An 18,239-nucleotide genomic window follows, 5' to 3' on the forward strand; every position below is an offset into this window, starting at 1 on the left:
GACAGCTCAGCCCTGGACGCCCAGCCGCTCCAGGATCAGCTCACGAGCCCTGGCCGCGTCGGCCTGCCCGCGGGTGGCCTTCATGACCGCGCCGACCAGTGCGCCCGCCGCGGCGACCTTGCCGTCCCGGATCTTGTCCGCGACGCCGGGGTTGGCCGCGATGGCCTCGTCCACGGCGGCGCCCAGCGCACTGTCGTCGGAGACGATGGCCAGACCGCGCTGCTCGACGACCTGGTCGGGGTCGCCTTCACCGAGCAGGACGGCCTCGATGACCTGGCGGGCCAGCTTGTCGTTGAGCGTGCCCTCGGCGACCAGCGCGCAGACCCGGGCGACCTGCGCCGCGGTGATGGGCAGCGCGCTCAGCTCGGTGCCGGACTCGTTGGCGCGGCGCGCCAACTCGCCCATCCACCACTTGCGCGCCTGGTCGGCCGGGGCGCCCGCGTCGATCGTCGCGACGATCGGGTCGATGGCGCCCGCGTTCAGCACCGACTGCATCTCGTGGTCGGAGATGCCCCACTCCGCCTGCAGGCGCTGCCGCCGCACCCGCGGCAACTCCGGCAGCGTCGCCCGCAGTTCCTCGACCCACTCGCGCGCCGGCGCGACCGGGACCAGGTCCGGCTCGGGGAAGTACCGGTAGTCCTCGGCCTCTTCCTTGATCCGGCCCGAGGTGGTGGAGCCGTCCTCCTCGTGGAAGTGCCGGGTCTCCTGCACGATCGTGCCACCGCCGCCGAGCACGGCCGCGTGCCGCTGGATCTCGAACCGGACGGCGCGCTCCACGCTGCGCAGCGAGTTGACGTTCTTCGTCTCGGAGCGGGTGCCGAACTTCTCCCGGCCGATGGGCCGCAGCGACAGGTTGACGTCGCAGCGCATCTGGCCCATCTCCATCCGGGCCTCGGAGACGCCGAGCGCCTTGATGAGCTCACGCAGCTCGGCCACGTACGCCTTGGCGACCTCGGGGGCCTTGGCACCGGCGCCGACGATCGGCTTGGTGACGATCTCGATCAGCGGGATACCGGCCCGGTTGTAGTCCAGCAGCGAGTGCTGGGCGCCATGGATACGGCCCGTCGCACCGCCGACGTGGGTGGACTTGCCGGTGTCCTCCTCCATGTGGGCGCGCTCGATCTCGACCCGGAAGGTCTCGCCCTCGACGTCGACGTCCAGATAGCCGTTGAAGGCGATCGGCTCGTCGTACTGCGAGGTCTGGAAGTTCTTCGGCATATCCGGATAGAAGTAGTTCTTCCGGGCGAAGCGACACCATTCGGCGATCTCGCAGTTGAGCGCGAGACCGATCTTGACGGCGGACTCCACGCCGACCGCGTTGACCACCGGCAGCGAGCCGGGCAGGCCGAGGCAGGTGGGGCAGGTCTGCGAGTTGGGCGGTGCGCCCAGCTCGGTGGAACAGCCGCAGAACATCTTCGTCTTGGTGCCCAGCTCGACATGGACCTCAAGGCCCATGACGGGGTCGAAGGCCGCCAGCGCGTCCTCGTACGACACCAGGTCTTCAGTGACAGTCACGGAAACTTTCCCTTTTCTGACCCGTCAGTCGGCGAGGACATCGCCGCTGTCAAGGCGGCGCAGATCGCGTACGAGCAGGGCCACGCCGGTGACGATGGCCGTCGCACCCACGACCGCGTCAACGAGCTTGAGCCTGTCGCTCTCGCTCCGCGCGGTACGCAGCTGCTTGATCACGGAGACCGCACCGAACAGCGAGGTGCCGATCTGCAGGTAGGTGCCGGCCTTGGACTTCTTGAAGCCCTTGACCTTCTTCACGGTGCTCATAGAGTCGGTGCCTCCTCAAGCAGCGGGTGTCCCCAACGGGCGGTGAACGCGGCCTCGACCGCCGCGCCGACCCGGTAGAGCCGGTCGTCGGCCAGCGCGGGGGCGATGATCTGCAGGCCCACCGGCAGACCGTCCTCCGGCGCCAGTCCGCACGGCAGCGACATGGCCGCGTTGCCCGCGAGGTTCGCCGGGATGGTGCACAGGTCGGCGAGGTACATCGCCATCGGGTCGTCCGCCCGCTCCCCGATCGGGAACGCGGTGGTCGGGGTGGTCGGCGAGACCAGGACGTCCACCTCGCCGAAGGCCCGCTCGAAGTCGCGGGTGATGAGGGTGCGGACCTTCTGCGCCGAGCCGTAGTAGGCGTCGTAGTAGCCGGAGCTGAGCGCGTAAGTGCCCAGCATGATGCGGCGCTTGACCTCGGGGCCGAAGCCGGCCTCGCGGGTGAGCGAGGTGACCTCCTCGGCACTGCGGGTGCCGTCGTCGCCGGTGCGCAGCCCGTACCGCAGACCGTCGAACCGGGCCAGGTTCGATGAGCACTCGGACGGCGCGATCAGGTAGTACGCGGCCAGCGCGTAGGTGAACGACGGGCAGGAGACCTCGACGACCTCGGCACCGAGCTCGCGCAGCATCTCCACGGAGTCGTTGAAGCGCTCCATCACACCGGCCTGGTAGCCCTCACCGGCGAACTCCTTGACGACGCCGACCCGCAGGCCCCTGACGTCGCCGCTGCGCGCCGCCTCGACCACCGGCGGAACCGGCGCGTCGATGGAGGTCGAGTCCAGCGGGTCGTGCCCGGCGATCGCCTCGTGCAGCAGCGCCGCGTCCAGGACCGTACGGGCGCACGGCCCGCCCTGGTCGAGCGACGAGGAGAAGGCGACCATGCCGTAGCGGGACACCGCCCCGTAGGTCGGCTTGACGCCGACCGTTCCGGTCACGGCCGCGGGCTGGCGGATCGAGCCGCCGGTGTCGGTGCCGATCGCCAGCGGCGCCTGGAAGGAGGCGAGCGCGGCGGAGGATCCACCACCGGAACCGCCCGGGATACGGGTGAGGTCCCACGGGTTGCCGGTGGGGCCGTAGGCGCTGTTCTCGGTCGAGGACCCCATGGCGAACTCGTCCATGTTGGTCTTGCCGAGGATGACGATGCCCGCGTCCTTGAGCTTGCGGGTCAGCGTCGCGTCATAGGGCGGAATCCACCCTTCGAGGATCTTGGAGCCGACGGTGGTCGGCACGCCCTCGGTGGTGAAGATGTCCTTGAGCGCGAGCGGCACACCGGCAAGCGGGCCCAGCTTCTCGCCCTTGGCCCGCTTGCCGTCCACCGCGCGGGCGGCGGCCAGCGCGCCCTCGGTGTCCACGTGCAGGAAGGCGTGCACCTTCTCGTCGATCGCGGCGATGCGGTCCAGATGCGCCTTGGCGACCTCCACGGCGGAGGTCTCACCGGAGGCGATCTTCGCGGCGGTCTCAGCCGCGGTGAGCCTGGTCAGGTCGGTCATGCCGCTGCCTTACTGTTCGCTTCTCCGCCCGCGCGGCGCGAAGGCGCGGCATTCGTGGTCGGGTGCGGCCCGGCGGCCGCGCGTACGTCGCTCACGGTTTAGTCCTCCCCCAGGATCTGCGGCACCTTGAAGCGCTGCTGTTCCTGTGCCGGGGCGCAGGAGAGGGCCTGCTCGGGGGTCAGCGACGGCCGGACGGTGTCCGGGCGCATGACGTTGGTGAGCGGCAGGGGGTGCGAGGTCGGCGGTACGTCCTCGCCGGCCACCTCGGAGACGCGGGCGACCGCGCCGATGATCTCGTCGAGCTGTGCGGCGAAGTGATCGAGCTCTTCGACCTTCAGCTCAAGACGCGACAGCCGGCCGAGGTGGGCGACCTCCTCGCGCGTGATGCCAGGCATGCGGCGATCCTCAGGGGGTGAGTGTGTAGGTTTCGCGGCCAATCCTATGGCGGCGGCCCCCCGACCCGCGAAACGGTTTGTCCTTCCGCCGGGCGGCGAGGTCCCCGGCAGCGCCGCCGGTCACGCCGCCGCCCGCGGGGCGGAGGGTACGGACCGGGGCGGCGCGGGCTCCGGGGCGCCGCCCCGGCCGGGGCGGCCGGGCGGGAGAAGCTACTTCACGACCTGGCCGGAGGAGTGGGAGGCCTCGGCCTCCTGGGCCGGAGCGGCGGCGACGGAGTCGTCGTCGCCGCGGTGCCACCCGCTCTTGGCCCGGATCCGCAGCCACGCGGTGGTCTCCTCCGGCGGCATCGCGGCGGCGACCAGCCAGCCCTGGATCGCGTCGCATCCAAGATCGCGCAACCGTTCCCAGGTCTCGTCGTCCTCGACGCCCTCCGCGACGACCAGCAGTCCCAGCGAGTGCGCCAGGTCCACCGTGCACCGGACGATCTCCGCGTCCTCGGTGTCGACCACCAGCCGGGCCACGAACGACCTGTCGATCTTCAACTCGCTTACCGGCAGCCGCCGCAGATGCACGAGCGACGAGTAGCCGGTGCCGAAGTCGTCGAGCGACATCTTCACCCCATGGCCGGTCAGCCCGGCCAGCGTGTCGGCGGCGCGCTGCGGGTCCTCCAGCAGGACGTGTTCGGTGATCTCCAACTGCAGGGCGCCGGGCGGGACTCCATGCCGTGCCAGCCGGGCGGCGACCGCGCCCGCGAAGCCGGGGCTGTGTACGTCGCGCGGCGAGACGTTGACCGCGACCGGGACCTCTATCCCCATCTTGCGCCACCGCGCCACCTGGGCCAGCGCGGTCTCCAGGACGTACTCGGTCAGCTGCGGCATCAGCCCGGAGCTCTCCGCGATGGCGATGAACTCCTCCGGGCTGACCCGGCCGCGTTCCGGATGCACCCAGCGCAGCAGCGCCTCAAGCCCGGCCACCTGGCCGTCGAAGCGGACCTTTGGCTGGTAGTGGAGCTTGACGTCGCCCACGTCAAGGGCGCGCCGCAGATCACCCAACAGGCCCAATCGGTCAGGGGTGTTGCCGTCCCGAGTGGCCTCGTAGACCTCGACCCCGCTACGGTCCTGCTTGGCCTCGTACATCGCCACGTCCGCGCGCCGCAGCAGGCCTTCGGCGTCCACCGCGTGGTCGGGGAAGACCGCGACCCCCGCGCTGGCCTCCAGCACCAGCGTCAGGCCGTCCAGGTTGAGCGGCGAACTGAGCGCGCCCACCAGCGTGCGGGCCACCCGCTGGGCGCGGGTCGGCGAGTCACATGCGGGCAGCAGTACGGCGAACTCGTCACCGCCGAGGCGGGCGGCCTCCGCCCCCCGCGGCAGCGCGAGCCGCAGCCGGTCGGCTATCTGCAACAGCAGCCGGTCGCCGGCGAGATGACCCAGGGTGTCGTTGACCGAGCGGAACCGGTCGAGGTCGATCAGGACCAACGCGGCACGTTCGCCGTTGCGTTCCGCGTGGTCGAGCGCCGCCCAGGTGCGCTCCAGCAGCCACTGGCGGTTGGGCAGTCCGGTGAGCGGATCACGCAGTTGCTCCTCGGCGCGGGCCCGGGCGATCCACAGCGTGGAGTCCAGCGCGATCAGCGGCACCGCGAACAGCGGCAGCACCACCGGCATCCGATCGGCCACCACGACGATGAGCGGCGAGATCCCCAGCAGGGCGACCCCGACCAGGCCCTGGCGTATCAGCGCGGTGCGGGCCACGGTGGGCAGTCCTCCGCCGCGCGGCGCGACCGAGTACCACAACAGGGCGCGGGTCGCAGCGAGGTAGCACAGTGAGGCCACCACGACTATGGGCAGCGCGGACAGCTGCCAGGTCTCGGGGCGCCAAGGACGTTCGACGGAGGGATGGTTGCCGGAGGCGGTGAGGGCGAGGGCGGCCGCCCCGATGCCCAGGATGTCCACGGCTCCGTGCAGCACCGCCTGCCGCCAGCGGTGCCTGCGGGCCGTGCCGACCAGCACCACCACGGCCAGGCTGACCAGGACGGACGGCACCCAGCCGTACAGCAGCAGCACCGCGAGGGTGAGCGCGGCGCCCGATCCGGTGCCGCCCCACCAGCGGTCCCGGCCGAGCGCCACCAGATGGCCGACGATGATGCCGGTCAGGATGGCGAACGCCCAGCCCGGCGCACCGCCGGGGAAGAGCGCATGACCGTCCGCCAGTATCCGTGCCACGCCTGCCGTGAGCGCCAGCGCGGCGGCGGCCACCAGCCCTCCGCGCAGCACCGCCGGGGGTACCGGCGGCACGGCGGACCGCGGTCGGCGCGAAGCCGGCCCGGCGTTGTCCGTCGGTTTCATGCCCGTCCCTCTCACAGCCTGGGGTGCTGCGCCTGTTGGTAGCCACGCCCGGCGATGAGACTGATGCCCGGCAGGAGCGCTCCTCAACAGTAGGCCGGATAAGCCTGCCGCGGGCAGCGATCCACCGTGGTTGCCCGAATGGAACACGGCTTCCCTCATCCTTCTGGTATGCGCCGAACGGGTGACGTATACCTGTTATTCAGTCGGATTGACCGCCGCCTCACGAGCCGCGTCCGCACCCTGTTCGAGCAGCACGGCGAACCCCGCCTCATTGAGGATCGGCACCTTCAGTTGGACCGCTTTGTCATACTTTGAACCGGGGTTGTCGCCCACTACGACGAATCCGGTCTTCTTCGACACCGACCCTGTCACTTTCGCACCGCGGCTGGCGAGCGCCTCTTTCGCGCCATCTCGCGTGTACTCCTGAAGGGTTCCGGTTACCACCACGGTGAGCCCTTCGAGTGGCCGCGGCCCCTCGTCCGAGCCCTCCTCGGTGAAGCGGACACCGGCTGCCCGCCACTTCTCGATGATCTCCCGGTGCCAGTCTTCGGCGAACCACTGTTTGAGCGAGGCGGCGATGGTTGGGCCCACCCCCTCAACGGCGGCCAACTCCGCCTCGTCGGCCTCCGCGATTCGGTCCAGGTCACGGAACTCGCGGGCCAGCGCCTCGGCCGCGACCGGGCCGACATGACGGATGGACAGGCCGGTGATGATCCGGGCCAGCGGGCGGTCCTTGGCCGCCGCGATGTTCTCCAGCATGGCGAGGGTGTTCTTCTTCGGCTCGCCCTTCTGGTTGGCGAAGAAGGTGACGATCTTCTGCTCGCCGGTCTTCGGATCGCGCTTCGGCAGGCCGGTGTCCGGATCGAGCACATACGACCTGATGGGCAGCAACTCCTCGACGGTGAGGTCGAACAGATCTCCCTCGTCGTGCAGCGGCGGCTCGGCGGGCTCCAGCGGCTGGGTGAGCGCGGTGGCCGCCACATAGCCGAAGTTCTCGATGTCCAGGCACTTGCGGCCCGCCAGGTAGTAGATCCGCTCCCGCAACTGGGCCGGGCAGTAACGGGCGTTGGGGCAGCGCAGGTCCACGTCGCCCTCCTTCATCGGCTGCAACGCCGTGCCGCAGTCCGGGCATTCGGCCGGCATCACGAACTCGCGCTCGCCGCCGTCCCGTAGGTCCACCACCGGGCCCAGGATCTCCGGAATCACGTCTCCGGCCTTGCGCAGCACCACCGTGTCGCCGATCAGCACACCCTTGGCCTTCACCACGTCCTGGTTGTGCAGCGTGGCGAACTCGACCTCGGAGCCCGCCACCGTCACCGGCTCCACCACCGCGTACGGCGTGACCCGGCCGGTGCGGCCGACGCCGACGCGGATGTCGACCAGTTTGGTGTTGACCTCCTCCGGCGGGTACTTCCAGGCGATCGCCCAGCGCGGTGCCCGCGAGGTCGAGCCCAGACGGCCCTGCAGCGCGATCTCGTCGAGCTTGGCCACGACACCGTCGATCTCGTGCTCGACGGAGTGCCGGTTCTCGCCGTAGTACGCGATGTACTCGCGAACGGCCGCGATGGAGTCGACCACCTTGTAGTGCGCGGCGGTCGGCAGACCCCATTCGTGCAGCAGCTCGTAGGCGTGCGACTGGCGGTCGATGTCGAAGCCGGTCCGGGCGCCGATGCCGTGCACCACCATGTGCAGCGGGCGGCTGGCGGTGATCCGCGGGTCCTTCTGTCTGAGCGAGCCGGCCGCCGCGTTGCGCGGGTTGGCGAACGGCTTCTCACCGGCCTCCACCAGGCGTGCGTTGAGCGCCTCGAACTCCTCCATCGGGAAGTAGACCTCGCCGCGGACCTCGACCAGCTCCGGGATCCGGTCGCCCTTGAGGCGGTTCGGGATCTCGCCGATGGTGCGGATGTTGGGAGTGATGTCCTCGCCGGTGCGACCGTCGCCGCGGGTGGCGGCGCGGGTAAGCCGCCCTTGCTCATAGGTGAGGTTGACGGCGAGGCCGTCCACCTTCAGCTCGCACAGGAAGTGGTACGGCAACCCGTCGAGGTCCTGGGCGATGCGCTCCGCCCAGGCGTTCAACTCGGCGTCGTCGAAGGCGTTGTCCAGCGAGAGCATGCGTTCGCGGTGCTCGACCTCGGTGAACTCGGTGGCATACGAGCCGGCGACCTTCTGGGTCGGCGAGTCGGGTGTGCGCAGCTCCGGGTACTCGTCCTCCATCGCCTCCAACTCGCGCATCAGCTTGTCGAATTCGGCGTCGCTGACGACCGGCGCGTCCTTCACGTAGTAGCGGAAGCGGTGCTCCTCGACCTGCTCGGCCAACTGGGCGTGCCGCTCCCGAACCTCTGCCGGTGTCTCCATGCCGGGTCCTCCGTTGTCTTCTTGCGCGCTGCGAGCGGCTACTCAGGGTCGTCGACGAGTGTCCTGGCCGCCTTGGCGCAGTGCGCCAGTGCCGCGCGGGCGTACGCCGGCGAGGCCCCCGCGAGACCGCACGCCGGAGTGACCACCACGGACTCCGCGAGAGTCCCCGGTGCCAGCCCCAGCCTGCGCCACAGCGACCGGACACCACTGACGCTACCGGCAGGGTCTGACAATGCCCTCGAATCAGTGCCCGAATCCGCGTCCGTGCCGGGCACCACCCCCGCGAGCAGTTTGACGCCTCCCTCAACGGCTTCCCCGACGGCATCCCACTCACGCTCCGTGAGCAGCGCGAAGTCGAACGAGACACCGGTGACACCGGAGCGCCGCAGCAGCGCGAAAGGCACGTCGGGGGCGCACGAATGAGCGATCACCGGCGTGCGCACCGCCTCGATGACCTCGCGCAGCGCCCCTTCGACCACCGCGCGGTCCACCGTGCGGTAGGTCCGGTATCCGCTGGCGGTCCGCACCTGCCCGCGCAGTACCGCGGTGAGCGACGGTTCGTCCAGCTGCAGCACCACCTCGGCGCCCGGCACCCGCCGCCGGACCTCGTCCACGTGCAACCGCAGGCCCTCGGCGAGGGAGGCGGTCAGGTCGCGGCAGGCGCCGGGGTCGCCGAGCGCCGACTCGCCACCGCGCAGCTCGACGCAGGCCGCGAGCGTCCAGGGGCCCACGACCTGCACCTTCAGCGGCCCCGCGTAGCCCTGGGTGAACTCCTCCAGCGCGTCGAGGTCCTCCCCCATCCAGCTCCGCGCCCGCCGGGTGTCGCGGCCCGGCCGGTCCGCGAAGCGCCAGCCGCTGGGCTCCACCCGCGCGTACAGCTCCACCAGCATGCCTAGGGTGCGCCCGATCATGTCGGCGCCCGGTCCCCGTGCGGGGAGCTCCGGGAGGAAGGGCAGTGCCTCCACCGTGCCGACGGCGGTCCGCGCGGCCTCCCGCGCATCGCCGCCGGGCATCGATCCCACTCCGGTCGCCGCTCCGGGGGACGGCTTGAACGTGCTGGGCTGGGTCTGGTTCTCCGTACTCACGCACGAAGCGTAAGAGACGTCCGGCCCGGCCGGAGGCAGTGCCTCGGGCCGGGGCCGCTCGGACTGGCGCACAGGGGAGTCCCCGCACGCCCGCCCATCACGCTCCGGGGCGCACCGACAGATCGGTGAGCTCCGCGTCGCGCGGCAGGTCGAGCGCGGTCAGCACGGTCGTGGCGACCGACTCGGGGTCGATCCAGCGCTGCGGGTCGTACTCCCTGCCCTCCTGCTGGTGCACCTTCTCCTGCATCGGGCTGGCCGTACGGCCCGGGTAGACGCTGGTCACCCGCAGCCCGTTGTCGTGCTCCTCCGCGCGCAGCGCGTCGGCCAGCGCCTTCAGACCGTGCTTGCTGGCCGCGTACGCGCTCCAGTCGGGGTTGGCGCGCAGGCCCGCGCCGGAGTTCATGAAGACCACATGGCCGCGGGCCAACCGCAGTTGGGGCAGCAGCAGCCGGGTCAGCTCGGCGGGGGCCACGAGATTGGCGGCGAGCGTACGGTTCCAGGTCTTCGCGCTCAACTCGCCGACCCGGCCGAGGTCGACGACACCCGCGATGTGCAGCAGCGAGTCGAGCCGGTCGGGCAGTGTCTGGTGGCCGAACGCCCAGGACAGCCGCTCGGGTTCGGCCAGGTCCCCGACGAGGGTGCGGGCACCGGGGAAGGTTCCGGCCAGTTCCTTGGCGCGGCCCGCGTCACGGGCCAGCAGCCACAGTTCGTCCCCGCGGTCGAGGAGGCGGCGTGCGACGGCCGCGCCGATGCCGGAACCCGCGCCGGTGATCAGGTGCGTACTCATGCCGCCATGCTGTCATCGACCGCTGTCACTGGATGCCGACGGCCTCTTCCAGATAGGCCAGCGCGCCGACGCCGTCCTCGGCGAAGAAGACCAGGTCAGCGAGCGGCAGCGGGAGGAAGCCCTCGTCCTCCATGCGCTGGAACTGCTGCTTGAGGCCGTCGTAGAAACCGGCCGTGTTGAGCAGCACGACCGGCTTGGTGTGCAGCCCGTGCTTCTTCAACTCCAGGATCTCGGTGGCCTCGTCCAGCGTGCCGGTGCCACCGACCATGATCACTATCGCGTCGGAGCGGGCCAGCAACTGCGCCTTCCGTTCGGCGAGATCGGCGGCCATCACCATCTCGTCCGCGTTCACCCGCGCCTTGTCCCCCAGGAACTCGACGGACACCCCGACGAGGCGCCCGCCGTTGTCCTGCACACCGTCGGCCACCACCTTCATCAGCCCGACGTTCGACCCGCCCCAGACGAGGGTGTGTCCGCCCTTGCCGATGAGTTCCGCGAACTCGCGTGCGGGAGCGGTGTATCGCTCGTCGAGTTCCGCCGCGGACAGGAAGACGCAGATATTCATACGGCTACGGTAGCCGCACCCTTGCGCCGTTCCGTCGTGGCTATGGTGGCCGAACCGACCACCCTCGTACCGTCGTAGAGGACGACCGCCTGACCGGGCGCCACGCCGCGTACCGGTTCACTGAACCGCACCCGCAGTTCCCCGCCGGTCAGCTCCGCCGTGACCTCCGTCTCGCCACCGTGGGCGCGCAGTTGGGCGGTGTAGGTGCCGGGACCGGTCGGCGAGGTGCCGCACCAGCGCGGCTTGACCGCGGTCAGCGCGATCACGTCGAGGGCGTCGGCGGGGCCGACGGTGACCGTGTTGTTCACCGGCGAGATGTCCAGGACGTAGCGGGGCTTGCCGTCGGCGGCCGGGGTGCCGATGCGCAGCCCCTTGCGCTGGCCGATGGTGAAGCCGAAGGCGCCGTCGTGCGACCCGAGCTTGGTGCCGTCCTCGTCGACGATGTCACCCTCGGCGGTACCGAGGCGCTTGGCCAGGAAGCCCTGGGTGTCGCCGTCGGCGATGAAGCAGATGTCGTGGCTGTCCGGCTTCTTGGCGACGGCCAGCCCTCGGCGCTCCGCCTCCGCGCGGATCTCGTCCTTGGTGGTGAGCGTGTCGCCGAGCGGGAACATGGCGTGCGCCAGCTGGCGCTCGTCCAGCACGCCGAGGACGTAGGACTGGTCCTTGGCCTCGTCGCTGGCGCGGTGCAGCTCGCGGGTGCCGTCCTCGCGGACGACGATCGTGGCGTAGTGGCCGGTGCACACGGCGTCGAAGCCGAGCGCGAGTGCCTTGTCCAGCAGCGCCGCGAACTTGATCTTCTCGTTGCAGCGCAGGCAGGGGTTGGGGGTGCGACCGGCCGCGTACTCGGCGATGAAGTCCTCGACGACGTCCTCTCGGAACCGTTCGGCGAGGTCCCACACGTAGAAGGGGATGCCGATCACATCGGCGGCCCGCCGGGCGTCCCGCGAGTCCTCGATGGTGCAGCAGCCTCGGGCGCCGGTGCGGAACGACTGCGGGTTGGCCGACAGCGCGAGGTGGACGCCGGTCACGTCATGCCCGGCCTCGGCCGCGCGGGCCGCGGCGACGGCGGAGTCCACACCGCCGGACATCGCCGCGAGGACCCGCAGGCGGGAGCCGTTACGTGGCCCTGTCGGGGCGCCTGGGAATTCAGTCATAGCCCCTCCAGGGTACGCGGCGCCGACCGCTGCCCGCGGTCGGCGCGTTTCCGGTACGCACGGGCGTCCGCCCCGTTCCCGGTGCGGTTTCCCCGCCGGGGGCTTCTGTCCCATTCCCGGTGCGGGTGCTTTCTCCCTGCGGTGCGCTTTCCCACTCACCCCTATCCGCAGCGCAGCAGCGCACGCGAGGGGGGGTGCCGGGGTGTCCCCGCAGCGCCCCCGCGACGTACCGCAACCGTGGAACCGACCTGGAGTGAGGAGACACCCCGGCACAACCCGCCCCACAACCAGCCGCGCGCAACGGCACCGCTGCGGACCAGGGCAACGGGTGGGCGGGCATTGCTCACCACGCACCCGCTGCAGGGCAGCGCACCCGCACCCGCACCCACCGCCAACCGTGCGCAACCGCAAGCAAAGGGCCAAGGCCAACAGGGGAATATCCCAAACCGCCCGCGCGAGCGCCCCTAGGACAACCCCGCCGCGCGCGCCCGCGCAACGACCGGCGCGATGGCCGAGGCCAGCGCGTCCACGTCCTGCGCCGTGGACGTGTGCCCCAGCGAGAACCGCAGCGACCCCCGGGCCCGAGCGGAATCCGCCCCCATCGCCAGCAGGACGTGGCTCGGCTGGGCCACCCCGGCCGTACAGGCGGAGCCGGTGGAGCACTCGATCCCCTGCGCGTCGAGAAGCAGCAGCAGCGAGTCCCCCTCACACCCCGGGAAGGAGAAGTGCGCATTGGCGGGCAGCCGCCCCTCGGACGCCGGATCCCCGTTGAGGATCGCGTCCGGCACCGCCTCCCGTACGGCGGCGATCAGCCGATCGCGCAGCCCGCCGATCTCCCGGGCGAACTCCACCCGGCGCTCCGCGGCCAACGTCGCGGCGGTGGCGAACGCCACGACCGCGGGTGTGTCCAGCGTCCCGGAGCGCACATCGCGCTCCTGCCCGCCGCCATGCAGCAGCGGCACCGGCGCCCACTCACGGCGCAGCACCAGCGCTCCGACGCCGTACGGGCCGCCGATCTTGTGTGCGGTCACCGTCATCGCGTCAAGGCCGGAGGCGGCGAAGTCCACCTCGACCTGGCCGAAGGCCTGGACCGCGTCGGAGTGCAGCGGAACCTGGAACTCCCGTGCCACCGCGGCGAGTTCATGGATCGGGAAAACGGTGCCGACCTCGTTGTTGGCCCACATGACCGTGGCCAGGGCGACATCGGCGGGATCGCGCTCGATGGCCTCGCGCAGCGCGTCGGGGTGCACCCTGCCGTAGCCGTCGACCGGCAGCCAGTCGATCCTGGCGCCCTCGTGGTCGGCGAGCCAGTGCACCGCGTCGAGGACCGCGTGGTGCTCGACGGGGCTGGCCAGCACCCGGGTGCGGCGCGGATCGGCCGCGCGGCGCGCCCAGTACAGGCCCTTCACCGCGAGGTTGTCGGACTCGGTACCGCCCCCGGTGAACACCACCTCGCTGGGCCGGGCGCCCAGCGCGGCGGCGAGCGCTTCGCGGGACTCCTCGACGGCCCGCCGGGCGCGCCGTCCGGCGGCGTGCAGCGAGGAGGCGTTCCCGGTGCTGGACAACTGCGCGGTCATCGCCTGGACCGCCTCCGGAAGCATCGGAGTGGTGGCGGCGTGGTCAAGGTAGGCCATGGTGGACCCGATTCTACGAGCCCGCCCGCGGCCATCGCGCCGGGACGGGGTGCACTCCAGGCCACCCGGCCGTCAGGGCAGCAGCACCCGCGCCAACTGCCGTGACTGCGCCACCAGACGGTCCTCGCTGTCCCAGACCTCGCCGTCCTCCTCCAGGAAGCCGCCGGCCAGGTTGCGCGTGCTGACGGCGATGCGCAGCGGGCCGGGGGCCGGGCGCTGCCGTACGTGGACGGTGAGTTCGACGGTGGGCACCCAGCCGCCCAGGCCGAGGTCGAAGGCGGTCGGCGGCAGGGCGTCCACCGCGAGCAGCAGCGAGAGCGGGTCCGCGTCCCGGCCGTCGGCGAGGCCGAACCACGCCCGGATCTCGCCCCGCCCGCTGGGCGCGCCGAGTGCCCAGCGGGCGGTTTCCGGGTCCAGCCGGATGTCGAGCCGTTCGGTGATCTCGGTGCTGCCGGACGAGAACGGGCTCGCGCTGGCGACGTCCGGGCCGTCGGCCCTGCCGAGGCACCGCTCGTAGGGCGGGATCGCGAAGGGCTTGGCGCTGGTGCGCACATCGTCCGGGAGCCCGTCGAGGTCGCCGTAGGAGGCGGTGACCCGCAGCCGCTCCACCTCGTGGCCCGCGCTGTCGGTCTGGAGCAGGCGGGCCTGGCCGGTGGACATGGTGCGGCCGGTGCGGATCACGTCGGTGCGGATCACGGCCGGGCCGGGCCCGGACGGGGTCAGATAGTGCGCGGTGATGGTGAACGGGTCGGGGTGCGGGAGGACTTGGCCGAGAGCGCGGGCCGCCGTGGCGAGCAGATAGCCGCCGTTGACCGCGCGCAGGATCGTCCAGCCCTGGGAGAGGTGAGCGTCGAAGACGCCGGGTCCGCCCTGGTGGTCGGGGCGCGGCGTGACCGCGGTGTCGCGGTCGAACTCACTGTCCCCGATGGTCGCCTGTGCCATGGCGTGCACGGTACACCCAGAAGTTACTGGCGGGTAGCCCCGGATTGCCAACGCGCTCTCAGACCCTGTCCGGCGCCTCGGTCGCGGAACTGCGGCGGTGCCAGGCGCGCGGCGCCCGCCAGCCGTACCGCATCGCCAGCAGCCGCAGGACGAACGCCACCACCGCCGCGAAGCCGCTGCCGAAGGCGGTGAACGCGTGGAAGTGGATCAGCAGCGCCACGATGGCGGCCCCCACCAGCGCCGGAACGGCGTAGAGGTCGCGGTCCCAGCGCAGCAGGGACGGCACTTCCTGCGCCAGCACATCGCGGATGACACCGCCGCCCACCGCCGAGGCGACGCCGAGCGCGGCCGAGGCGGTCAGACCGAGGCCGTACGTATGCGCCTTGATGGTCCCCGTCACACAGAACAGCCCGAGGCCCGCCGCGTCCATCACCATCACCGCGCGGTTGATCCGTTCCACCTCGGGGTGCAGGAAGAAGACCAGCACGGTCGCGCCCAGCGGGGTCAGGAAGTAGCCGAGATCGGTGAAGGCGGCGGGTGGCACCGCACCGATGATCAGGTCCCTGAGCACCCCTCCGCCGAGTCCGGTGACTTCGGCGAGCACCCACATGCCGAACACGTCGAGGTTCTTGCGTACGGCGAGCAGCGCACCGGAGATCGCGAAGACGAAGATCCCGACGAGGTCGAGCAGATGCTGCACGGAGGGGCTGAAGAGAGCGGGACCGACCAGGGCGGCACCGAGCGGGTGGGGCGTCACGCAGACAGTTCTACCTGCACCATCCGCCGGGAACGGACGGCGGCACCCCCGACGGCCGCGAGCCTCAGCCGTCCGTCGGTCGTACTCGTACACCGGCTGTCGAACAGGTCACGTAAGGTCACCCCTACATGTCCGGTACCACGTGGGGGGTCTACCAGGGTGCGCACACTTTTTCCACGCCGCGCGAGACGTCGAGCACACCGCGCGAAGCGCCGTGGAATGATCGGCGCCGCCGCGGGCGCGGCGGTTGTGGCGGGGGCTTTTCTATGGCCCAACGCCTCTGCTATGACAGCCCAGTTCACTGAGGACCAGTCCATATCGGCGCAGGCGATACCCGACGAAGCGCCCCCGGCGCTTCCCGAGTCGCGCCGTTGGACCGCCAAGGACGCCAAGCAGTTCTGGACTGCCGCGCGGATGGCCGACGCCAAGCCGATGCCGCTGCCGGAGGACGCGAAGAAGCCCGTCGCCCATGCCAGGAAGCCCGGGGCGAAGGGCGTGCCGAAGCCCGCTGCCGCGGTCGGCCGAATACGCGACGCGGCGCACGACTTCAGCACGATGGACCTGCCTTCGTCATCGCCGGTCCCGACTGACAGCCCGACGAACGGGACCGGCCCGAGCAGTCCCCCACCTGCTCCGACCACCAGCCCGACGCCGTCCAGCACGCCTTCCGCCTCCGCGAGCCCGTCCAGCGGCCCGTCGCCCAGCCCCTCGCCGTCCACGAGTTCCTCCCCGGCCGCGGGTAGTACGCACTTCGGCGGCCTGCCGATGATCGGCCGTATGTACCTGCTGCGGAACGGCGGTTCGTACTTCTGCACCGCCAGCGTGATCGCCAGCCCGCACCACAACATCGTGCTCACCGCCGGACACTGCCTGGACACCGCGGCGCCCAACGACGCGATGGCCTTCGTACCGCAGTGGACGCAGGCCAACCCGCAGCCGTACGGCATCTTCCCGGTCAACCAGGACTCCGAGGGACGCGGCCGGATCTGGATCGACCCGCACTACTACGACCGCGGACGCGTACAGGGCGACCAGTGGGACGTGGCCTTCGCCGAGGTCGGCCCCGGCAGCAACGGCAAGCAGGTCCAGGACGTGGTAGGCGCCAACAACCTTGCCACCGGCCGCGGCTACGCCTTCGACAACGTGACCCTGATCGGCTACCCGGGCAACGACGCCCAGCCGCTGACCTGCACCACCAACACCACCCAGTTCACCCCCACCGACGGCACACCCGGGTCGTTCCTGCGCATCGCCTGCCAGGACTACCGGACCGGCACCAGCGGCGGACCGTTCCTCGCCAACTTCAACCCACAGACCGGCACCGGCGATGTGGTCGGCAGCATCGGCGGCTGGGACACCGGCGGTCCCACCGCCGACGTCTCCTACAGCTCGTACTACGGCACCGACATCCAGAACCTGTACGACACGGCCGTCTCCGGCGCCGCACCCGCGCGCCCCAACGTCCTGCCGAACGCGTCGACCATGACGCACGCCGCCACCATCACCTCCGGGTACTTCGCCCCCTCCCCCACGCCCGGCAAGGACTTCAGCGACATGATCGTGCGCTGGTCCGACGGCGAGCTGACGCTCTACCGCGGTGCGGGGAACGGCCGGTTCGACAAGGAGATCACCCTCGCCAAGTCCGGCTCCGTCTGGAGCAAGGCGGTCTCCATCACCGCCGGGGACTTCGCCGGTTCCAACACCTATGACCTGGTGGTCCGGTGGGCCGACGGCAGTCTGTCCCTCTTCCCCGATGTGGACGCCACCGGCCTGCACAAGCAGGTGGTGCTGGTGAAGCCGGGTTCGCTGTGGCAGCACGCCTCCACGATCACCGCGGGCCGCTTCTCGAGCACCGACAAGTGGCCGGACGACCTGATCGTGCGCTGGTCCGACGGCGAGATGACGCTCTACCCGGACGTGGACTCCGCCGGGCTGCACAACCAGGTGCAGCTGGCCAAGCCGCACTCCGTGTGGACCCACGCCACCAGCGTCGCCGCGGGTGACTTCGCGGGCACCAACACCTGGGACCTTGTGGTCCGTTGGTCCGACGGCGAGGTCGACGTCTACCCGGACGTGGACGAGCACGGCGTCAAGACCGAGGTGCGTGAGCGCAACTCCAGCGCGCTGTGGACCAACGCCACCCTCACCACCGCGGGCAACTACGGCACCGGCCCGTGGCCGGACGACTACCTGGTCCGCTGGTCCGACGGCGAACTGTCGATGTACGGCAACACCGGAAGGGCCCTGGGCCCGGAGTCGGTCCTGATCCCGGCACCGTCCGGCTCGACGCTGCCGCCGGTACGGCGTTGATCTGTCAGTGAGTTGGATACCGGCCGCTAGAAGCGGCCGGTATCCAACTCCAGGTCGAACGGCTCCGGCAGCCGAATCGGAGTACCGAAGGGGTGTGGCCCCGCCACCCGGGCGTAGCCGAGTTTCCCGGGCTCAGAGAACAGGGTGCACGCCTTTTCTTGCCGGTCCACCAGCAGGTACAGGGGGGCTCCGTACTCCGCGTAACGCCGACGTTTGACCGTTCGGTCGGTGTCCCCGTTGGACTCCGAGGCCACCTCGACGACCAGCAGGGTCTGTTCCGGGAGCAGCGCGCCGCCACCCTTGGCCAGGCCCTCGTCCACGACCGCGATATCCGGGGTGTACCAGTTGCTGGACCCCGGCAGGTCGATGTCGCCCGACCCCGCGACACAGCCCAACTCCCATATCCTCGGGGCGATCTGCCGACGAATGGCGTCGGTTGCGGCCTCGTGATCCCAATGCGACGCCGCCTGCTCGATCACCCCTTCGATGACCTCAGCGCGGCCGCCTTCGATGCGCTGAACCGCGTACTTCAGCGCGGCTTCGGGATCGACGTCGGCGTAGTCGTGCGACGGGGCGGTCATCGCTCGGACTCCTCGGTCGACGCGTTGTGCTCTCGGACGGTGACGCCGTGTTCAACACGGGC

At 70.9% G+C, this 18,239-nt stretch carries 15 protein-coding genes; 1 reads left to right on the forward strand and 14 read right to left on the reverse strand.

The window, feature by feature from the left end:
- Nucleotides 1-6 precede the first annotated feature (6 nt).
- The 13 genes from gatB to P2L57_RS00600 all read right to left on the reverse strand — a co-directional run bounded on the left by gatB (nucleotide 7) and on the right by P2L57_RS00600 (nucleotide 15,286).
- Nucleotides 7-1,515: an Asp-tRNA(Asn)/Glu-tRNA(Gln) amidotransferase subunit GatB gene (gene gatB / locus P2L57_RS00540; RefSeq protein ID WP_275806407.1), complete on the reverse strand. Its 1,509-nt coding sequence runs from the start codon at nucleotides 1,513-1,515 to the stop codon at nucleotides 7-9.
- Nucleotides 1,516-1,539: 24 nt separating this feature from the next.
- Nucleotides 1,540-1,779, reverse strand: a complete 240-nt coding sequence (locus tag P2L57_RS00545) for a hypothetical protein (protein ID WP_275806409.1) — start codon at nucleotides 1,777-1,779, stop codon at nucleotides 1,540-1,542.
- Complete coding sequence (gene gatA / locus P2L57_RS00550; RefSeq protein ID WP_275806411.1) at nucleotides 1,776-3,269, reverse strand: Asp-tRNA(Asn)/Glu-tRNA(Gln) amidotransferase subunit GatA; 1,494 nt, start codon at nucleotides 3,267-3,269, stop codon at nucleotides 1,776-1,778. Before gatA ends, P2L57_RS00545 begins: the two co-directional genes overlap by 4 nt.
- 98 nt (nucleotides 3,270-3,367) lie before the next feature.
- On the reverse strand, nucleotides 3,368-3,664 hold the full coding sequence (gatC, locus tag P2L57_RS00555; RefSeq protein ID WP_275806413.1) for an Asp-tRNA(Asn)/Glu-tRNA(Gln) amidotransferase subunit GatC: 297 nt from the start codon (nucleotides 3,662-3,664) through the stop codon (nucleotides 3,368-3,370).
- A 210-nt stretch (nucleotides 3,665-3,874) separates the two neighbouring features.
- Nucleotides 3,875-6,007, reverse strand: a complete 2,133-nt coding sequence (locus tag P2L57_RS00560) for a putative bifunctional diguanylate cyclase/phosphodiesterase (RefSeq protein ID WP_275806415.1) — start codon at nucleotides 6,005-6,007, stop codon at nucleotides 3,875-3,877.
- A gap of 195 nt (nucleotides 6,008-6,202) precedes the next feature.
- Nucleotides 6,203-8,362, reverse strand: coding sequence for an NAD-dependent DNA ligase LigA (gene ligA / locus P2L57_RS00565; RefSeq protein ID WP_275806417.1), 2,160 nt, complete (start codon nucleotides 8,360-8,362; stop codon nucleotides 6,203-6,205).
- 38 nt (nucleotides 8,363-8,400) lie between these two features.
- On the reverse strand, nucleotides 8,401-9,447 hold the full coding sequence (locus P2L57_RS00570) for a methionine synthase (protein WP_275806419.1): 1,047 nt from the start codon (nucleotides 9,445-9,447) through the stop codon (nucleotides 8,401-8,403).
- A 97-nt stretch (nucleotides 9,448-9,544) separates the two neighbouring features.
- Nucleotides 9,545-10,234 (reverse strand): SDR family oxidoreductase, encoded by a 690-nt coding sequence (locus tag P2L57_RS00575; RefSeq protein ID WP_275806421.1) that lies wholly within the window; start codon nucleotides 10,232-10,234, stop codon nucleotides 9,545-9,547.
- Between the two features lie 25 nt (nucleotides 10,235-10,259).
- Nucleotides 10,260-10,799, reverse strand: a complete 540-nt coding sequence (locus tag P2L57_RS00580) for an LOG family protein (RefSeq protein ID WP_275806423.1) — start codon at nucleotides 10,797-10,799, stop codon at nucleotides 10,260-10,262.
- Nucleotides 10,796-11,953, reverse strand: coding sequence for a tRNA 2-thiouridine(34) synthase MnmA (mnmA, locus tag P2L57_RS00585; protein WP_275806425.1), 1,158 nt, complete (start codon nucleotides 11,951-11,953; stop codon nucleotides 10,796-10,798). The genes P2L57_RS00580 and mnmA overlap by 4 nt, the downstream gene beginning before the upstream one ends.
- 464 nt (nucleotides 11,954-12,417) lie before the next feature.
- A complete protein-coding gene (locus tag P2L57_RS00590; protein ID WP_275806427.1) occupies nucleotides 12,418-13,587 on the reverse strand; it encodes a cysteine desulfurase family protein in 1,170 nt (389 codons plus the stop codon).
- 72 nt (nucleotides 13,588-13,659) lie between these two features.
- Nucleotides 13,660-14,529, reverse strand: a complete 870-nt coding sequence (locus P2L57_RS00595) for a thioesterase family protein (protein WP_275806429.1) — start codon at nucleotides 14,527-14,529, stop codon at nucleotides 13,660-13,662.
- 58 nt (nucleotides 14,530-14,587) lie between these two features.
- On the reverse strand, nucleotides 14,588-15,286 hold the full coding sequence (locus P2L57_RS00600) for a trimeric intracellular cation channel family protein (RefSeq protein ID WP_275806431.1): 699 nt from the start codon (nucleotides 15,284-15,286) through the stop codon (nucleotides 14,588-14,590).
- 285 nt (nucleotides 15,287-15,571) lie between these two features.
- On the opposite strand from P2L57_RS00600, the gene P2L57_RS00605 reads away from it, so the two are divergent.
- Complete coding sequence (locus tag P2L57_RS00605; RefSeq protein ID WP_275806433.1) at nucleotides 15,572-17,596, forward strand: trypsin-like serine peptidase; 2,025 nt, start codon at nucleotides 15,572-15,574, stop codon at nucleotides 17,594-17,596.
- A 26-nt stretch (nucleotides 17,597-17,622) separates the two neighbouring features.
- Here P2L57_RS00605 and P2L57_RS00610 read toward each other — a convergent pair whose 3' ends face one another.
- Entirely contained in the window at nucleotides 17,623-18,177 is a 555-nt protein-coding gene (locus P2L57_RS00610) for a Uma2 family endonuclease (protein WP_275806435.1), read from the reverse strand.
- Nucleotides 18,178-18,239: the final 62 nt, after the last annotated feature.

The organism is Streptantibioticus ferralitis (assembly GCF_029223525.1).
In the GTDB taxonomy this organism is placed as follows: domain Bacteria; phylum Actinomycetota; class Actinomycetes; order Streptomycetales; family Streptomycetaceae; genus Streptantibioticus_A; species Streptantibioticus_A ferralitis.